This is a genomic window from Vibrio sp. QJM3NY_26 (assembly GCF_057786005.1).
Window position 1 is genome coordinate 1,773,878 of sequence record NZ_CM173516.1, and the last position, 16,470, is coordinate 1,790,347.

Below are 16,470 nucleotides of genomic sequence, written 5' to 3' on the forward strand. Positions count from 1 at the left end.
GGGGCTAGCTCACGGCTCCAGAGAGAAAGTAGAACATATCATGACTGAATTACTTCAAAGCCAATTACTGAAAGACTTGGGTACTCAAAACGAGTTTGTTGCTCGTCATAACGGCCCTAATAAAGCAGACCAGCAAAAAATGCTTGAAGCGATCAACGCGACTAGCTTAGACGCACTGATCGACGAAACGGTTCCTGCACAAATCCGTCTTGAAAAACCAATGACACTTGCCGCGCCACTGAGCGAAATGGACATGCTGACCTCTCTTAAAGAGATCGCTAACCTAAACCAAGTGAAACGTACTTTCATTGGCCAAGGCTACTACAACACATTCACTCCAAACGTTATTCTACGTAACGTTTTAGAGAACCCTGGCTGGTACACAGCTTACACACCATATCAACCAGAGATTTCTCAAGGTCGTCTTGAAGCTCTACTCAATTACCAACAAATGGTAATGGACCTAACAGGTATGGAAATCGCGAACGCATCCCTTCTTGATGAAGCGACAGCGGCTGGCGAAGCGATGACACTGTGTAAGCGTGCTGGCAAAAGCAAGAGCAAAGTATTCTTCGTTGCTGACGATGTTCACCCTCAAACACTAGAAGTTGTTAAAACTCGTGCTGAGTACATCGGTTTTGAAGTAATGGTTGGTGCTCTTGAAACACTGCCAGAGCAAGACGTATTTGGTGCGCTTCTTCAATACCCTAGTACAACGGGTGAAGTGCGTGACCTAACAGACATCATCGCGAAAGCTCAAGCTAACAAAACACTGGTTACAGTTGCAACTGACCTACTTGCTTCTGCTCTACTTAAGCCTGCGGGCGAAATGGGTGCAGACGTAGTCATCGGTTCAGCGCAACGTTTCGGCGTTCCTATGGGTTACGGCGGTCCACACGCTGCATTCATGGGTACTCGTGAAAAGCATAAGCGTACAATGCCAGGTCGTGTAATCGGTGTTTCAATCGATACTCACGGTAACCAAGCGCTACGTATGGCAATGCAAACTCGCGAGCAACACATCCGCCGCGAGAAAGCGACATCAAACATCTGTACAGCTCAAGCACTTCTAGCAAACATGGCGTCTTTCTACGCGGTTTACCACGGTGCAGAAGGCCTACGTACTATTGCTCGTCGTACACACCACATGACAGCTATCCTAGCGGCTGGCCTGACTAAAGCGGGTTACGAGCTAACGAACAACAGCTTCTTTGATACTATTACGCTGAACACAGAAGACAAGACAGATGCACTGTACGCGAAAGCGCAAGCAGCAGACATCAACCTTCGTCGACTTGTTGGTAAGATCGGTATCAGCTTAGATGAAACAACAACGATCGACGACGTGAACGCATTGTTCGCAATCTTCGACGTGAAAGAAGACGTTCAAGCACTATCTTCTGACATTGCATCAAACGAGTTTGCAGCAATTCCAGAAAACTGCCGTCGTGAATCAGAGTTCCTAACTCACCCAGTATTCAATACGCACCACAGCGAAACGCAAATGATGCGTTACCTAAAACAGCTTGAGAACAAAGACTTCTCACTAACGCACGGCATGATCCCTCTGGGAAGCTGTACGATGAAGCTGAACGCTGCTGCTGAGATGATTCCAGTAACATGGCCTGAATTTGGTTCGATTCACCCATTCGCACCTCTAGAGCAAGCGGCTGGTTACACGGCACTAGCAAAAGATCTTAAAGAGAAGCTATGTGAAATCACTGGTTACGACGATTTCTCACTACAGCCTAACTCTGGTGCATCGGGTGAATACGCAGGTCTAATCGCGATTCAACGTTACCACGCAAGCCGCGGTGAAGCTCACCGTAACGTTTGTCTGATTCCAAGCTCTGCGCACGGTACTAACCCTGCAACAGCATCTATGGTTTCAATGAAGGTAGTGGTTGTTAAGTGTGATGAAGATGGCAACATCGACATGACAGACCTAGCAGCGAAAATCGAGAAGCACAAAGAAAACTTATCAAGCATCATGATCACTTACCCTTCTACGCACGGCGTATACGAAGAGCAAGTGAAAGAAGTGTGTGAACAAGTACACGCAGCGGGCGGTCAGGTTTACCTAGACGGCGCGAACATGAACGCTCAAGTAGGTCTAACTTCACCTGGCTTCATCGGTTCAGACGTATCTCACTTGAACCTACACAAAACATTCTGTATCCCACACGGTGGTGGCGGTCCGGGTATGGGTCCTATCGGCGTTAAATCGCACCTAGCACCTTTCCTACCGGGTCACATCGAAAACGGTGTACAAGGTTCAGATTACGCGGTATCAGCTGCAGATCTAGGTAGTGCTTCAATCCTGCCTATCTCTTGGGCTTACATCGCGATGATGGGCGAATCAGGCCTAACAGACGCAACTAAAGTAGCGATTCTGAACGCGAACTACGTGATGGAGAAACTACGTCCTCACTACCCTGTTCTTTACCGTGGCACTAACGGACGCGTAGCGCACGAATGTATTATCGATATTCGTCCGCTTAAAGAAGACACAGGCATCAGCGAAGAAGATATTGCTAAGCGTCTAATGGACTTCGGTTTCCACGCGCCTACGATGTCTTTCCCAGTAGCTGGCACATTAATGGTAGAACCAACTGAATCAGAAGATTTAGAAGAGCTAGACCGTTTCTGTGAAGCGATGATCGCAATCCGTCACGAAATGGCAGCAGTGAAAGCGGGTGAATGGCCACTAGACAACAACCCTCTAGTGAACGCACCACACACACAAGTTGACATTTCAGGCGCAGAATGGGATCGCCCTTACTCTCGCGAACTGGCTTGCTTCCCATCGAAAGCAACGAAGAACTCGAAGTACTGGCCAACAGTTAACCGTGTAGACAACGTATACGGCGACCGTAACCTAATCTGTTCTTGCCCAAGCATCGACAACTACGAAGACTAATTCGTAGCGACGCTAAGCAGAAAAACATAACAAAAGGCGAACCAAATGGTTCGCTTTTTTGTTTTTAGACAAATCGTATTTACTGATACATTGAACTAGACATTCGTAAGATAGTGTTCCGCAATTATTGACCTAAACAGCTAGCCTCTTTTATTTTCGAATAAATTACTATAAACTCCAAATAAAGGACGTTACCCTTTATTTTAAAATCGTTGATTTATAGTTCAATGGGAAAATTCACTCTAAGAGTAAAGAGAATCAAAATGAAAAAACTATGCGCACTAATCTTACTATCTACATCAACCACTGTATTTGCAGGGCACTGTGATACAACATTTGGTTGTAACAACAATCCGTCACCAACAAGCGAAACTCAAACATGTAGCAAAGATGCGTGGGGAAATGTAACTTGCTGGTAAATTAAGAAACAAGTTCATAGAAGAATGCTTTTCGCTCTAACGAAAAGATATTGAAAGCTGGTATATTATTTCTAGCTAATGCTAGGTAATAACAGTCTACGTTGTATTGTTCACTTTTGACCACGACGCTAAGCTGAAAAACATAACAAAAGGCGAACCAAACGGTTCGCCTTTTTGTTTTCTGAAATTCAACGTCAACAAATGCATTGACCTTACCGTAAGGGAAAGGTTTAAGGTGAAATGAATCCAACGATGAATGAGGAAACAATTATGGGATGTTGCAACAAAGCACCAAAAGGTGGGGCCCCTCTTGGCTTGCTTTTAAAAGTCACGCTTGGGATTGGTCTTTTTGTTTTTCTGCTGGCTTTGTGGCAGTGAGAGGCTTATATCGCACTGGGTTTGAAACTAAGCAGTGATGGTATGGACAAGATAGATAGCGCCAAATTGGTGTTGGCGCCATAGTGGTTTGTTATGAGTTTGTGGACAAAAGGCGCCTTATATTACGAATGGCTTCGTCTTTGGCATCCTTCATTGCAAAGTACAGATCTTGTGGTACTTTCCCACCCGATGATTCAGAATATATGTTGATCGCAAATCCTAATATTTCACCAGCTAGACCATCAAGAATTTCGGGAAGTAATATTCTATTTTCGTGATAATAAGCGCGAAACTGGAGCACTAAATCATGAAATTCTTCTCTCGTATCTGGGGTTGAGATACCGTCATTCAATCGCCCTTCTAGCGCTATAACTTTACTATAAAGTTCAATAATGACATTAGCTTGTCGCTCAAATATACCACTATAGGAGATTTGAACCCTTGTTCTATCTCTTTCAAGATCATCTTTGAACTTAGTAAGTTGCAACTCAGCTTTTGCTTGTAATTGAGCTTCATGCACCTTCAAATCTTTGTCTAGGTATTGTTTGACTACAGATTTGATTAAATACGCTATCAACCCAAGCAAGACGCTACTAGATGCTACAATTGTGAAGACTTCTTTCATTCTTACCTCAAAGTGCTGTACCTTGCTAAAACTCATCACCTCCAATTAAGGTGACGCCACACCAACACTACACTTTATTTGGACGCCGTAAACGCCGAACTAGACTTAAACCAAGAATACCAAGCGTGGTGAATCACTCTTAAATAACTTGTTATAACGTTGTGTAATCAGTGATGATTTTTAGCTTATTAGATATGTTTTTCATTGATTCGAGCACAAACTCGTACTTATTTTTGCCCGCAATATCAAGCGCTTTCTCGTTAGTTATTGAGCCTAGAAGATTCAACGAACAAGCTGCCGATACCAATGCCTTCTCACTAGGCAAACCAAACAACAAACGAGTAAAGCAATATAAAGGAATTGCACTCTTTTGCGCCAACAACAATGAAGCGAACCTGAACATATCCTCACGAGTTTCACTTTTAGCGACTGCGCCAATTATTTTTGGTTGCTCTCGTAGAAACAACCCTGAAATTTCACCAAATGTAGCCTTTAGAGTAACAACGGGTTCAATAAAGAGCTTTAGTACTATTTGCCCAAAAATAAAAACACTTACACCCGATAGGACAGTTACTAAAATTTGAATATCCATACTACCTCTTGCTGATGAACTCAACTGCGTTATAACAGTTCTTAGAAAGAAAAATCCCGCATATAAATACAAAGTTTTCTATCTAGTTTATTATGCCATCAATTGTACTAGCCTTTGTCTTTTCATAACAATCACTTATACCGTTAGCTTAGTGATTAGCGTGGCAAATATAGAATTTATCTTTCTCGAATGATTCCCACTAAATCATTAACTTACGTGCGTTGGTGCTGTGTTTTGACCATCAGAACCTATCCGTATCTCGGAGCAAGTGAAACTCTATAAATCCAAAGCTTGACCCTATACGGTAAGGTGTTTATATTGTCGCCCGCCCAACGGGGCACATCCTAAAATGCACACCGGCCATCCTGCCATCATTCGTGTATTTATATTGGTGTTGTGAACTTCCATGCTAACGAAATTTCGTCCTTTTACTCGTGAATCAGGTGCGCTTATGCATCTTTCGATTCCAATCATTTTGACTCAAGTAGCTACCCAAGCGATGGGATTTGTCGATACGACAATGGCTGGCCAAGTAAGCCCTGCCGATCTCGCCGCTATTGCACTTGGCACCAGCCTTTGGATTCCTGTGTTGCTGTTACTGCGTGGCGTGATTATGGCGTTAACGCCTGTTGTCGCTTACCACCGCGGCGCACGCGACTTTCAAAGTATCTCTGTCGAGTTCTTCCAGATGGTTTGGTTGGCATTAATCGCGAGCGTACTGCTGATCGCTTACTTGGTGAGTGCGAAACCGATCTTAGAATGGATTGGCGTAGCCGCTGAGATCATTCCAATTGGCAGTGACTATGCATTTGCCCTAGCCTTTGGTGTACCGGGTATTGCCCTGTTCTACACCTTGAATGGCTTCTGTGAGGGTATGAACAACACCAAAGTGCCGATGATCATTTCGGTGGTTGGTTTGTTGGTTAATATTCCTGTTAACTACGTGCTTATCTACGGAAAGTTCGGCTTCCCTGAAATGGGCGCTGTAGGTTGTGGTTGGGCAACAAGTTTGGTGTATTGGTTAATGTCGGGAATGCTGTATTCCTACATTAAAGGCCATCACCACTACAAGACCATTATTAGCTTTGCAGACGCGAAGCCAAAAGCAAAAGAGATGCTTCACCTTCTAAGATTAGGTTTACCTATCGGGATGAACATCGCGGTATGTGGCAGTATCTTTGCGGTAATCGCTCTGATGATTGGTCGTATTGGTGCAGAGAACGTGGCAGCGGCGCAAATTGCTCTGAATATATCGAGCCTGACTTACGTGATTCCAATGAGTATCTCATTTGGCATTACAATTCGTGTTGGGCATGCACTAGGCGAGAAAGATGAACTCGGCGCAATTGAACGCAGCAAAGTCGGTATCTTAGTTGCAGCATTAATCTCGCTTCTTTCAGTAGCGATGTTCTTACTGTTCCCTGAGTGGATCATTAGGCTTTACACCACCGACCCTGCAATAAGCGCTACAGCAGCGGTATTGTTGACCTTTACGGCGATGTACCAATTCAGCGATGCATTACAAACATCGGCTAACGGTGCATTACGTGGCTATAAAGACACTAAGATCCCAATGATCTTAGCCATCGCTTCATATTGGGGCTTGGCACTGCCACTCGGCATGGTGCTAGGACTAACAGACCATATTGTTCCAGCAATGGGTGAAGAAGGCTTTTGGATTGGTATCCTAACGGGATTAAGCGTTTCAGCGACGCTGATGCTAATTCGCTTGCGATACGTGATTAAGAAGCGTGGCTTGCCACCAGCAAGTACTCCATTGGTAAACTAAGACAAATCATTAAGCTAATACAAAAAAGCGCGTTATTGCTACTCGGCAATAACGCGCTTTTTTATTGAATTTCTATAAATCAGTTGGTGTGCTTGGTTTAACACTCATCGTTCATAACACGAACTGTACACTCACAACCATCTACTGGACATGTGTCTCCACTTGTCCTGCCGCCAAAAGAATCATAAAGAACATAACAACCCGAAGGTAAGGCATCGTCGGTAATATTATTGCTGTTCAGGTCTGCGTCACTAAAAGGTTGATTGTATCCGACTACCGTATGTCTATTTCCATAATCTGAGATAATACTGTCATCATCTGACAAGGTAAGGAAATCGAGCATTTTTAACTTGTCTCCGGACTCCCCTCGGCTTTCAGGGCAAAGTGTTCCCCAATCTACTTCAACGCTACCAATGCCAAAATCGATTACATAGTTGCTCTGATCACCTGGGTTTATTGCGTCCGGGTTAAGCCCAACAATAATGGCTTTAGAGGTCACCTGCGTGATCACGCCTTCCATCGCACCAGCAACACCTTCAAGTACCGCTTCTCTTGCTGACTCTTGAATATTGAGGAACCTCGGGGCTGCTGTAACGGCCAATACTCCAAGTATCACGATCACAATGATTAATTCCATTAAAGTAAATCCGTTTTTCTTCATAACACCCACATCAACTGACAACTACAGATACAATTACTGAATGAACTATCAATAACTATACATCGTGATGAGATGCGGAACACCTTATGTGTCGCGTCAGAGCTGTTGTTTAGTCGATTTTTTGACCTTACGCATGCGGAAATAAAAGTAAGTGCCTCCTGTCACAGTCTTATTTGATCGCGTTGTTCTAAATAGGCCAAATTGTCACAATTTTACACTGCAGGTACATTCTTCATTTCTGTTGCGCTCTATCGGAGACCTGCGTCTGCATATCGCAAAAAAATAGCGCTCATGTATGACATAAGCGCTATTAAATAACTGGAGACCCACACCTCTCTTAAAGAGATATGTTGGGAATTCTAGATTTTAAATGAACCGACATAACGATCGAGAACTTGTGACAACTCTGCCAGCTGCTGGCTTGATTGCTCTAACTTTTCACTTGCGCTCAAACCGTTTTTGACTGAGCTATTAACCGTATCCATGTTCATATTAATTTCATTCGCTACCGCTGATTGCTGCTCCGTTGCCGTTGCGACTTGCGTATTAATATCGAGAATAGCCAAAACTTGCGTTGAAATTTTTTCCAAAGCTTGGCGAGCCATTTCAGTTTCAGTCGTACCCTCTTCAATTAGGTTCTTACTATTACTCATCGAGCTAACAGCGTTCTTAGCTTCGGTTTGAAGTTGGTTGATCATAGTGTCAATTTCATCGGTCGACTGTGCTGTTTTTGTCGCAAGGTTACGAACTTCGTCAGCAACAACCGCAAAGCCTCGGCCAGCTTCACCAGCACGTGCAGCTTCAATTGCAGCGTTGAGTGCAAGCAAGTTTGTTTGCTCAGAGATACCTCGAATAACGTCAAGAATAGTACCGATCGACTGAGTATTATCAGCAAGGCTCACGATGATGTTAGAAGCACTATTCATTTCGGCTTCAAGGTTTGCAATCGAATTTGTTGTCTTCTCGATCGTCTTATGACCTTCTTGAGTTTCACTTGCCGCCATGTTTGCCGCGCTTGCAGCACCAGCCGCGCTAGACGCAATTTCATTAACCGTGGCGATCATTTCATTCATAGATGTCACGACCAACATGGTTTGTTCGTTCTGCTCTTGTCCTCTTTGCAATGCTTGCTGCGACTGTTCACGAAGCCCAATAGCGGTGCTATTTAATTCAACACCCGTATTCACTGTTTGCGTAATTATCTCGTGCACCTTGCCAACGAACACATTGAAAGCCGATGAGATTTGAGCGACTTCGTCATTCCCTTTGATAGGCAAACGTACCGATAGGTCACCATCACCTTCAGAAATATCGTGTAATGTGTTTTTCAATACTAAGAGAGGCTGCATCAGTTTGCTAAGAAGAAGCGATAGAACAACGAGACAAACAACAAAAATGAAAACCATTGAAGCGAGCTGGTAGCTAATAATACCATTCGTTGCTTGGCTCACTTCCGTGATCGGAATACCGATATCAAAGGTACCGTACAGCTCACCGTTGACGTAGATAGGTGCCATGATGTCAAACACCCACACTTGTTGAACATCAGCGTACCATTTTGAATACTGTTGGACGCCTTGGGTTGCGCCTTTAACGGTATAGCTATCTTCGTAAACTTTATTCAGTTTATTTTTGTCGCTGTGTGCAACAGCGCTTACGTTACTATCAATAACAATGGCATAAGTGACATCAGATCGCTGTTTCAGCTCACCCACCAGCTTTTGTAAGTCTTGAACTGGATTATCCGAATTCTCTAAGATATACCCAGCGTTTCCAGCCAAAAATTCAGCTTGGACTTGAGATTTGTTCAATATTATCTCATCAATTTTTTCGCTTGAAATGAAATAGGTTGACGCCATACTCGCAGCGACTGCAATGCCAAACATAATAAAAACGGCAAATAGGATTGTTTTCTTCATTTAGGTTGTCTCGACGCAAGTTTGTTAAAAATTCTCTGAAGGTTTCAATAACTGAAACCAAAGCTCGCACGTTTATCTCGTGTTAGAGCTCGCCTCTATTCCTTTATCTGTAAAAATCCCGATAACTTTAGCCGAAGAATATAAAAAATATATATTGGTCACATTTATGCAACACGCAAAATCATTCAATAAAGGTCAATTGACTGGAAATCAAGTAGTTGGAGTTCAGGTTAGAAGAAAAAAATGTCGATGAACAAATAAGTGCAAGAACACCAATTAAAGTAGCGTCGGTTCAGGTCGAAATATCTGATCTAATCTAATCTAATCACATAGACAGCCCAACAAGAGCCTTCTTTGGTTCGCTGCGATACAAAAACACTCTTCCCATTAATCGACTTCTAACAAAGACGTCACCCATTTTTGTAGCGGATCATCGTTATACCTTGGGTGCCATGCGGCTATCACATCAAAACTCTCGGGTGATTGTTCCATTGGAATAGTCACCAAGTTCAGCCCTTCGATTGCCCTTGATGGTAAGAAAGCAATAGAGTCAGTAGTGTTTAAATACATAGGTACGATAGAGAAACACGGTGCAGATACCACCACGTTACGCTTTAACCTAAACTGACCGAACCATTCATCAATCGACCCTTTGAAGTTTGGACGCGATGGTGAAGCAATAATGGTTGGATAGGTCGCCACCTCCTCTAATGAAGGCGTGATCTGTGCTATTGAAGAATGAGGTGATGCAACACACACATGGTGCTCTTCAAACAGCTTGATTACTTTGTAGCTGCTTGGAATGTAGTCTGGAAACGCGATCGCTAAGTTAACTTTGCCGCTTTCCATTAGCTCGTGCAGGTTGTCGATTTCGAAGTCACGCACAATCAGCTTTAACTCTGGTGCTTGTGCCCTTAGCTTTGCAATTAGGCTTGGTAGGATGATCTGCTGGGCATAATCCGTCGCCGCAATCACAAACGTCCCGTTAGCTTTCTCTGGTATGAAATTTGTTCTAGATAACAACAAATTGAAATCGATCAGTAAACGATCAACACCAACAGATAACTCTTGTGCGAAGGTGGTCGGAACAAAGCCGTTGGTTTTTCTCACAAACAGCCTATCGTCGAACACTTCTCGCAGCTTCTTCAAATGCTCACTAACCGCTTGCTGGGTCAGCCCCAATTGATTCGCAGCTTTAGACGCGTTCTCTTCACGGATTAAAGCTTGGAAAACTCTAAGCTGCTTAATGTCTAATCGGTCTAGTTTACTCACACGCACTCGCTTCGGTGTAGTTGGGTTCCATGTCAGTGTAACACTCAACAAGAAAAACCAGTAACACTCACAATTAGACTTTGTTTCTACTTGTTTAGAGGTTTAGTTAAAGTTCTTCCATCGAAACGAAACATATACAGATCGGAGAACAACATGAAAACAATCATTCTAATTGGCGCACGTGGCAAGATGGGTCAAGCAGCATTAATGGGACTGGGCAATCACAACGTTATCACTGCGGGTCGCTCTGGCGATGTCGACCACATCGTTGATATCACTGACCCGCAATCAATTGAGGCACTTTACAAAAAAGTCGGACACTTTGATGCAGTTGTTAACACCGTTGGCTTGTGCGAATACAACACCTTTGCGGATATGACTGAAGATCAATGGATGACCACGGTAATGAGCAAAATGATGGGACAAATTAATCTTGTTCGTATCGGCCAAAAGTACATCGCTGACGGTGGTTCATTTACGCTGATTAGTGGCATATTGAACGTTAAACCAATTCCTTTCGCTATTGCTGACGCAACCACCAGCGGCGCAATTGATACATTCGTAAAGTGTGTCGCTTATGAAATGCCAAGAAACACACGTATCAATGTAATCAACCCAACGGTTCTTGCTGAAGCATGGGATGTTTACGGTGAAATGATGCCAGGCTTTGAACCTGTACCGAGCAAATTAGTCGGTAAAGCTTTCGAGCGTTCTGTCGATGGCTTCATTACCGGTGAAGTGATTTTTGTAGATGCTTAGATTTAGCAAATGAACCGTGTTTATAAGCGCTCGCTTTTTATACGAATAGTTTTTACAAGCACATAGTCCATTTCTCTCTAACAAAAAAGGCGAGCCATTCGGTTCGCCTTCTTGTTTAAAGAGTCGTGCTTAAAAAGTCGTGTTTATCGATTTATCGCCAAATATGAGCCAGCAGCAATCATTATTCCACCAGCACTTTGGTTTAATCTTTTATGTGCGCGTGGCGTTTTCAGTAAACTGGCCATTCTGCCCGCGCCCATTGCAATGAGCATTAAACCAGACATCAGCGCAACAGCCGCCAGAACAGAAACCAAGACGATGTCTTGTGAGCGCAAAACAGTCAGGTCAATGAACGTCGGCAAAAATGAAATATAAAAGAGAATCACTTTAGGGTTTGATGCTGAGATCAAAAAGCCTTGTGCGAAACTGGCGAGTTCTGATTTTTGACTTTGTTTAGCAGCGAGCTCCGCTGAGCCTTGCACTTCCGGTAGGCTCTTAAACATCTTGTAGCCTAAGTAAATCAAATAAGCCGCACCAACGTAGCGAATTACCTCAAAAGCAAACGACCAGTTCTCAGCAATCGTCGCGAGACCAAAACAGGCAAGCGCAAGATAGATAAGATCACTGCATATCATCCCCAACGAGAGAGTGATGCACTTTCGCCAACCGTTAACCATGCCTCGAGCTAAAATGGCAAATACGCCAGGCCCCGGAGTAATACCAAATATAAACATGGCAATAAAGAATGTAATCGCACCTTCTAATGACATTGGACTGTCCTTATTTATAACCCAACATAATTGATCATGAACGTATCATGGAGCTTCGATTCGGGTAAAGAACGTTTTTGACTAAGCACGTTTAACACAACTCATGTTTAGAATAAGTGTCACACGTAATTTCCCCGCTAAGCCTATGCCTATGCCTATGCCTATGCCTATGCCTAAGCCTAAGCCTAAGCCTAAAACTGAAACTGAAACTGAAACTGAAACTGAAACTGAAACTAAGCGTTTTTCGTTAAGACACAAAAAAGGCGAACCTAGTGGCTCGCCTTTGAAAAATATTGATTACAAATCAACGTAACAAGATTAGTTCGCTATTGGTGACAACAAATCTGGGTTTACAACTATGTTTCTCACACCATGCGCGTGATCTTCGTTGAAGTCATTGCCTTCACACCAGCTGCCAACCGTCGCAATGTTCACTTTCGCTACTTGCGGTCTCACGCTCCATGTTACTTGGAACGGCGAACCTTGTTCATTGTAGCCAGGGCCAGTTGTAGAGCCTGCGTATTGAATCGCAGAACCGGTATCTTGTGGAATGTTCGGGGCTTGGTTTAAACCGTTGACTTTAGAGTGTTTCGCTAATGCTTCGAAGTCGAGAGCTTTGTCGTCATTAACTAATACATAGACTTGAGTTTCAACACGCAATTGTGGATTGGTAATCGCATCGTTAAAACAAGCGCCCAATGTTTCACCCGGTTCAACTTGCGCCGTTGAATACACGTAATGCACCTCAATAGTATCTCCCGAGTGAAGAGAACCATGATCACTTGGACAAACCTTTTGATCGAATGGTTTAAGTTCAACCGCACTTAGCTTACCTGTGTATTTGAAACCACTTTGGAAGCCCTTGCCATCACCATTGCCAGCGTATTGAGTAAACTCACCACCTTTATGCTCAGCGTTCTTGTGAAAGTGAATATTACATAAGTTCATTGCTGTTGAATCTGGCGCATCCGAAAACAGGCGGGCGTTAGTTCCCTTTAAAGAGTCCAAATCTCGTGGGGCTTGCGGGCCAAAACCTTTCCCTTGAGTATTTTCAGATAGATTCGCTCTTTGTTCAGCGATAACACTGTCTGCTACAGCCTCATAGCTCCCCTCAGATGCGTTCGCTTGAGCAGCTAACATAACCATCGCGACGCTTAAAAATGCACTCTTATTCTTCATATCTCTTCCCTAGAATATTGATAACTTAATCTAAACATCGAACTTCACAACAAACATATTACTATGCTTCAAAGTGAATATAAGACATTGTCTTAGCAAGATTAGATTTCATTGCTTACTTTTGGGTAAGAGTATTAAAAGCCTTGGTGCATATAACAAGTCGAACTCGGTAAATACGGCGAGTCCATCCCAGAACTAATAATTTCCTATTTTCGTTAACCGTCGCTTGACTCAAACGCTCAGATAAGTGAACACGATGATTAGGCGCAACGCTGGCTAGATTTAGAAGATCAAAAAAGGCGAACCACTGGGTTCGCCTTCATCGTTTCATTCTATCTATTAGGTTGGCGTTCTTGGTTAACGGTTTAACCATTACCGGTGGCAAATATCCCAAACGTCATGACGTTCAATGCATCTGTCACGCCCTCTAGTGATTTAATCACGGTCTTAGTCGGTTGGTTATGACGAATAAAATAGCTTCCGATGCCTTTCTCACCGCCACTCTTAGCATCGCTTTCTGTTGTTTCTGTCGCTGCTACTTGAGAAGGTTCCACTGATTCTAGCTCTGCATTGGCGTGAGTTATCGTGTCTTTATTTGAATCAAGGTTAGTGAGTGGTTGATGATTAACGATTGATTCAGGGGAAGAATTAACGCTGGTCTCAGCATTTGTCTCCTTTGAAGTCTCGAGATTACTCTGTCCCTCTACGCTTTTCGACATAGCGTCTTCGTTGCTCAATGTATTGTCGTCTAGCTGATTATTACTCGTTGTAGAGCAAGCGGTTAAGAAAAACACACTAATGATGAATGTGACTAGGTTTCGCACCATGACGATAAGGCTCGAATTAATAAAACATTGTTCGATTGTAATTTATTTGTCTTGCTACATCCAGTCCCAAGTGGCTTAAGAGCGAGATTGATTGAATCTAAAGATAAAGTGGAAATGAAGTTTGACGCTAGAGCCTAATAGTTAGAAACCTCAATCAGATTGCCATCAGGGTCTCGAACGTAAACGGAGACAATTTTCCCCGTCGCACCTGTTCGTTGTATTGGTCCCTCTTCTATCACGACTCCTTGCGCTTTGATATGTTCGGCAACTTCAGCAATTGGCGTATTGGTAATAAAGCAGAGATCTGCACTACCGACCTGCACATGCCTTGCCTTTGGCTCGAACTCGCTACCACTGAGGCGTAAATTGATCTTCTGCGTCCCAAATGACAACGCCAACCTGCCCTCGCCAAATTCGATAGGCTTCATTCCAAGTACCCGTTGGTAAAAATCGACCGTAACTTGTAAATCTTTCACGGTTAATACCAAATGATCTAAATGACTGATTTCCATCATTACCTTCCTGTAACTAAGAGTGATAAGGGCTTATTGGCGGTGAGTTAGGTGGGCAACGTCATTCTACAACCCACATAACTCATAACAGAAATGTAGGTTGGAATTACTGAACTTAGCCTTCGTGCTTACTGAGCGTGTAGGAAACTAAATTATCATCACCTACCTTGAACACCCAAACATTCTCGCCATCTACAAACTGAAATTGATTGGTTGATTCAGTCAGCTTTAATTTCCCAATAAATTCAGACAATGCTGGCTCGCTGATAACGAAGCTTCCTTCTGAAGTATTCACATCCAGATCGTTATTCACTTCAATCTTCACGGTAGATTTAGGCAGAATGTCGGGTAACCAACCTCTGTCGAACAATCGCTCTTGTTTGGCTTGCGCATAAGTCGAGTACTCATCGCAGACCACATCGGAACAGCCAGACATTGAAACCAAAGCCGAAAATAAGACAGAGAGTAAAACGTTAATTTTCATTTAATTACCATAACTTGAAAGCTGGAGTTTGGGATCATGCGTTGCCATACAGCCTCATTTCCATTCACAAAATCCATTTTATAAATCAATCGTAATCAGCATTCAAATTAATTGACTTTATTTACACGTAGCCAGTGCTAGATAATATTCAAACCAAAGACGCCTTTTACATCGAACAATACCTTTTGCGTTCTTTCCCTAGAGACTTCGCTACCATTTCGTAAAATTTCGATGAGTTGCGCTTTGTCGTCCAACAGCTCTGCTCTCCTTTCACGAATAGGACGAAGCATCTCTTGCAGGCACTCTTCCAACACTTTCTTAGTTTGTCCATCGCCTAGCCCACCTCTTTGGTAATGCTCTTTTAGTTGACTGACATAGTTAGCGTCTGTGTGAAAAGCATCAAGATAAGTGAACACGATATTGCCTTCTACCTTGCCTGGGTCTTCAATTCGTAGATGATTTGGATCGGTATACATAGATTTAACGGCAGCTCTGATCTCTTTCTCTGTCGCACCCAAATTAATGGCGTTACCCATCGATTTAGACATCTTACTTTTACCATCGGTACTAGGGAGACGAGATGCATTGCTTAGAAGCGGTCTACATTCATTCAAGATTGGTTTGCCAGCGAGCGAGTTAACCTTTCTTACAATCTCATTGGTTTGTTCTAACATCGGCAGTTGATCATCACCGACAGGCACTAAAGTCGCGTTGAAAGCGGTGATGTCTGCCGCCTGTGAGATGGGATAAGTGAGGAAGCCTGCTGGAATTGAACGTCCAAACTCTTTGTTCTGAATTTCACTTTTGACTGTTGGATTGCGTTCCAAGCGAGCGATAGAAACAAGATTACTGTAGAACATGGTGAGCTCAGCTAACACCGGCAGCTGTGATTGCAGACAAATCGTGGTCTTCGCCGGATCAATTCCAACAGCAAGATAGTCAGCGACTACATTGAGAATGTTAGAAGAAACCTTCGAGGGGTTATGGGCGTTGTCGGTCAGCCCTTGCATGTCGGCGACCAATATCGTTTGGTCGTGAATATGCTGCAAAGAAACTCTTTGTTCGAGAGAACCGACGTAATGGCCTAAATGCAAAGGCCCAGTTGCTCTATCGCCAGTCAGAATGATTTCAGGCTTGTTGGTATTGTTCTTACTGCCAGCGCTATAGTTGCTGACCGCATCGCTGTTGCTATCAATATGGCTGTTTGAATGGGTTTTCATGAGGTATCTCCAAGTTAGAAAGGCTACTGGAGATAAAAAGAGGCGACATTTTTGATGACATTCTTAGCTACCGTCCAGCAGCTAAAGAATGTGAATATTCCGTGCTGCTCTATTAAGAGCACCACCAAAAGAAAATTGAAGTTG

At 43.3% G+C, this 16,470-nt stretch carries 15 protein-coding genes; 4 read left to right on the forward strand and 11 right to left on the reverse strand.

Annotated elements, in window-relative coordinates; genetic code table 11:
- Nucleotides 1-40: 40 nt before the first annotated feature.
- Nucleotides 41-2,920: an aminomethyl-transferring glycine dehydrogenase gene (gcvP, locus tag AC3CH4_RS23205; protein ID WP_488543913.1), complete on the forward strand. Its 2,880-nt coding sequence runs from the start codon at nt 41-43 to the stop codon at nt 2,918-2,920.
- Nucleotides 2,921-3,808: 888 nt separating this feature from the next.
- On the opposite strand, the gene AC3CH4_RS23210 is transcribed toward gcvP, so the two are convergent.
- Together AC3CH4_RS23210 and AC3CH4_RS23215 are read right to left on the reverse strand one after the other, a co-directional pair.
- Complete coding sequence (locus AC3CH4_RS23210; protein WP_123924966.1) at nt 3,809-4,342, reverse strand: hypothetical protein; 534 nt, start codon at nt 4,340-4,342, stop codon at nt 3,809-3,811.
- A gap of 151 nt (nt 4,343-4,493) precedes the next feature.
- The gene (locus AC3CH4_RS23215) at nt 4,494-4,934 is read right to left on the reverse strand and encodes a hypothetical protein (RefSeq protein WP_488543914.1); all 441 of its coding nucleotides are present in this window, start codon (nt 4,932-4,934) and stop codon (nt 4,494-4,496) included.
- A gap of 406 nt (nt 4,935-5,340) precedes the next feature.
- On the opposite strand from AC3CH4_RS23215, the gene AC3CH4_RS23220 reads away from it, so the two are divergent.
- Complete coding sequence (locus AC3CH4_RS23220; RefSeq protein WP_488543915.1) at nt 5,341-6,723, forward strand: MATE family efflux transporter; 1,383 nt, start codon at nt 5,341-5,343, stop codon at nt 6,721-6,723.
- Nucleotides 6,724-6,820: 97 nt separating this feature from the next.
- Here the strand turns inward: AC3CH4_RS23220 and AC3CH4_RS23225 are convergent, their stop codons facing one another.
- The 3 genes from AC3CH4_RS23225 to AC3CH4_RS23235 form a co-directional block, all read right to left on the reverse strand.
- Nucleotides 6,821-7,384, reverse strand: a complete 564-nt coding sequence (locus tag AC3CH4_RS23225; RefSeq protein ID WP_488543916.1) for a type II secretion system protein — start codon at nt 7,382-7,384, stop codon at nt 6,821-6,823.
- Nucleotides 7,385-7,743: 359 nt separating this feature from the next.
- Nucleotides 7,744-9,270 (reverse strand): methyl-accepting chemotaxis protein, encoded by a 1,527-nt coding sequence (locus tag AC3CH4_RS23230; protein ID WP_488544348.1) that lies wholly within the window; start codon nt 9,268-9,270, stop codon nt 7,744-7,746.
- A gap of 420 nt (nt 9,271-9,690) precedes the next feature.
- Entirely contained in the window at nt 9,691-10,575 is an 885-nt protein-coding gene (locus AC3CH4_RS23235; RefSeq protein WP_488543917.1) for a LysR family transcriptional regulator, read from the reverse strand.
- 153 nt (nt 10,576-10,728) lie between these two features.
- Between AC3CH4_RS23235 and AC3CH4_RS23240 the strand changes: the two genes are divergently transcribed.
- Complete coding sequence (locus tag AC3CH4_RS23240) at nt 10,729-11,334, forward strand: short chain dehydrogenase (RefSeq protein WP_488543918.1); 606 nt, start codon at nt 10,729-10,731, stop codon at nt 11,332-11,334.
- A 143-nt stretch (nt 11,335-11,477) separates the two neighbouring features.
- Here the strand turns inward: AC3CH4_RS23240 and AC3CH4_RS23245 are convergent, their stop codons facing one another.
- Nucleotides 11,478-12,104: a LysE family translocator gene (locus AC3CH4_RS23245; RefSeq protein WP_135457791.1), complete on the reverse strand. Its 627-nt coding sequence runs from the start codon at nt 12,102-12,104 to the stop codon at nt 11,478-11,480.
- A gap of 103 nt (nt 12,105-12,207) precedes the next feature.
- Between AC3CH4_RS23245 and AC3CH4_RS23250 the strand changes: the two genes are divergently transcribed.
- Complete coding sequence (locus AC3CH4_RS23250) at nt 12,208-12,417, forward strand: hypothetical protein (RefSeq protein ID WP_488543919.1); 210 nt, start codon at nt 12,208-12,210, stop codon at nt 12,415-12,417.
- 5 nt (nt 12,418-12,422) lie between these two features.
- On the opposite strand, the gene AC3CH4_RS23255 is transcribed toward AC3CH4_RS23250, so the two are convergent.
- The 5 genes from AC3CH4_RS23255 to trpS form a co-directional block, all read right to left on the reverse strand.
- Nucleotides 12,423-13,283 (reverse strand): delta-class carbonic anhydrase, encoded by an 861-nt coding sequence (locus AC3CH4_RS23255; protein ID WP_488543920.1) that lies wholly within the window; start codon nt 13,281-13,283, stop codon nt 12,423-12,425.
- Nucleotides 13,284-13,648: 365 nt separating this feature from the next.
- The gene (locus AC3CH4_RS23260) at nt 13,649-14,110 is read right to left on the reverse strand and encodes a hypothetical protein (protein WP_488543921.1); all 462 of its coding nucleotides are present in this window, start codon (nt 14,108-14,110) and stop codon (nt 13,649-13,651) included.
- A 134-nt stretch (nt 14,111-14,244) separates the two neighbouring features.
- On the reverse strand, nt 14,245-14,622 hold the full coding sequence (locus tag AC3CH4_RS23265; RefSeq protein WP_488544349.1) for a VOC family protein: 378 nt from the start codon (nt 14,620-14,622) through the stop codon (nt 14,245-14,247).
- 115 nt (nt 14,623-14,737) lie between these two features.
- Nucleotides 14,738-15,106, reverse strand: coding sequence for a YbbD-related protein (locus AC3CH4_RS23270; RefSeq protein ID WP_488543922.1), 369 nt, complete (start codon nt 15,104-15,106; stop codon nt 14,738-14,740).
- A 137-nt stretch (nt 15,107-15,243) separates the two neighbouring features.
- Nucleotides 15,244-16,326, reverse strand: a complete 1,083-nt coding sequence (gene trpS, locus AC3CH4_RS23275; RefSeq protein ID WP_488543923.1) for a tryptophan--tRNA ligase — start codon at nt 16,324-16,326, stop codon at nt 15,244-15,246.
- Nucleotides 16,327-16,470 lie beyond the last annotated feature (144 nt).

What these genes read in the sequence shown, in the direction of transcription:
- gcvP (WP_488543913.1), top strand. Translation starts at nt 41, where the DNA reads ATGACTGAATTACTTCAAAGCCAATTACTGAAAGACTTGGGTACTCAA.
- AC3CH4_RS23210 (WP_123924966.1), bottom strand. Translation starts at nt 4,342, where the DNA reads ATGAAAGAAGTCTTCACAATTGTAGCATCTAGTAGCGTCTTGCTTGGG.
- AC3CH4_RS23215 (WP_488543914.1), bottom strand. Translation starts at nt 4,934, where the DNA reads ATGGATATTCAAATTTTAGTAACTGTCCTATCGGGTGTAAGTGTTTTT.
- AC3CH4_RS23220 (WP_488543915.1), top strand. Translation starts at nt 5,341, where the DNA reads ATGCTAACGAAATTTCGTCCTTTTACTCGTGAATCAGGTGCGCTTATG.
- AC3CH4_RS23225 (WP_488543916.1), bottom strand. Translation starts at nt 7,384, where the DNA reads ATGAAGAAAAACGGATTTACTTTAATGGAATTAATCATTGTGATCGTG.
- AC3CH4_RS23230 (WP_488544348.1), bottom strand. Translation starts at nt 9,270, where the DNA reads ATGTTTGGCATTGCAGTCGCTGCGAGTATGGCGTCAACCTATTTCATT.
- AC3CH4_RS23240 (WP_488543918.1), top strand. Translation starts at nt 10,729, where the DNA reads ATGAAAACAATCATTCTAATTGGCGCACGTGGCAAGATGGGTCAAGCA.
- AC3CH4_RS23245 (WP_135457791.1), bottom strand. Translation starts at nt 12,104, where the DNA reads ATGTCATTAGAAGGTGCGATTACATTCTTTATTGCCATGTTTATATTT.
- AC3CH4_RS23250 (WP_488543919.1), top strand. Translation starts at nt 12,208, where the DNA reads ATGTTTAGAATAAGTGTCACACGTAATTTCCCCGCTAAGCCTATGCCT.
- AC3CH4_RS23255 (WP_488543920.1), bottom strand. Translation starts at nt 13,283, where the DNA reads ATGAAGAATAAGAGTGCATTTTTAAGCGTCGCGATGGTTATGTTAGCT.
- AC3CH4_RS23260 (WP_488543921.1), bottom strand. Translation starts at nt 14,110, where the DNA reads ATGGTGCGAAACCTAGTCACATTCATCATTAGTGTGTTTTTCTTAACC.
- AC3CH4_RS23265 (WP_488544349.1), bottom strand. Translation starts at nt 14,622, where the DNA reads ATGGAAATCAGTCATTTAGATCATTTGGTATTAACCGTGAAAGATTTA.
- AC3CH4_RS23270 (WP_488543922.1), bottom strand. Translation starts at nt 15,106, where the DNA reads ATGAAAATTAACGTTTTACTCTCTGTCTTATTTTCGGCTTTGGTTTCA.
- trpS (WP_488543923.1), bottom strand. Translation starts at nt 16,326, where the DNA reads ATGAAAACCCATTCAAACAGCCATATTGATAGCAACAGCGATGCGGTC.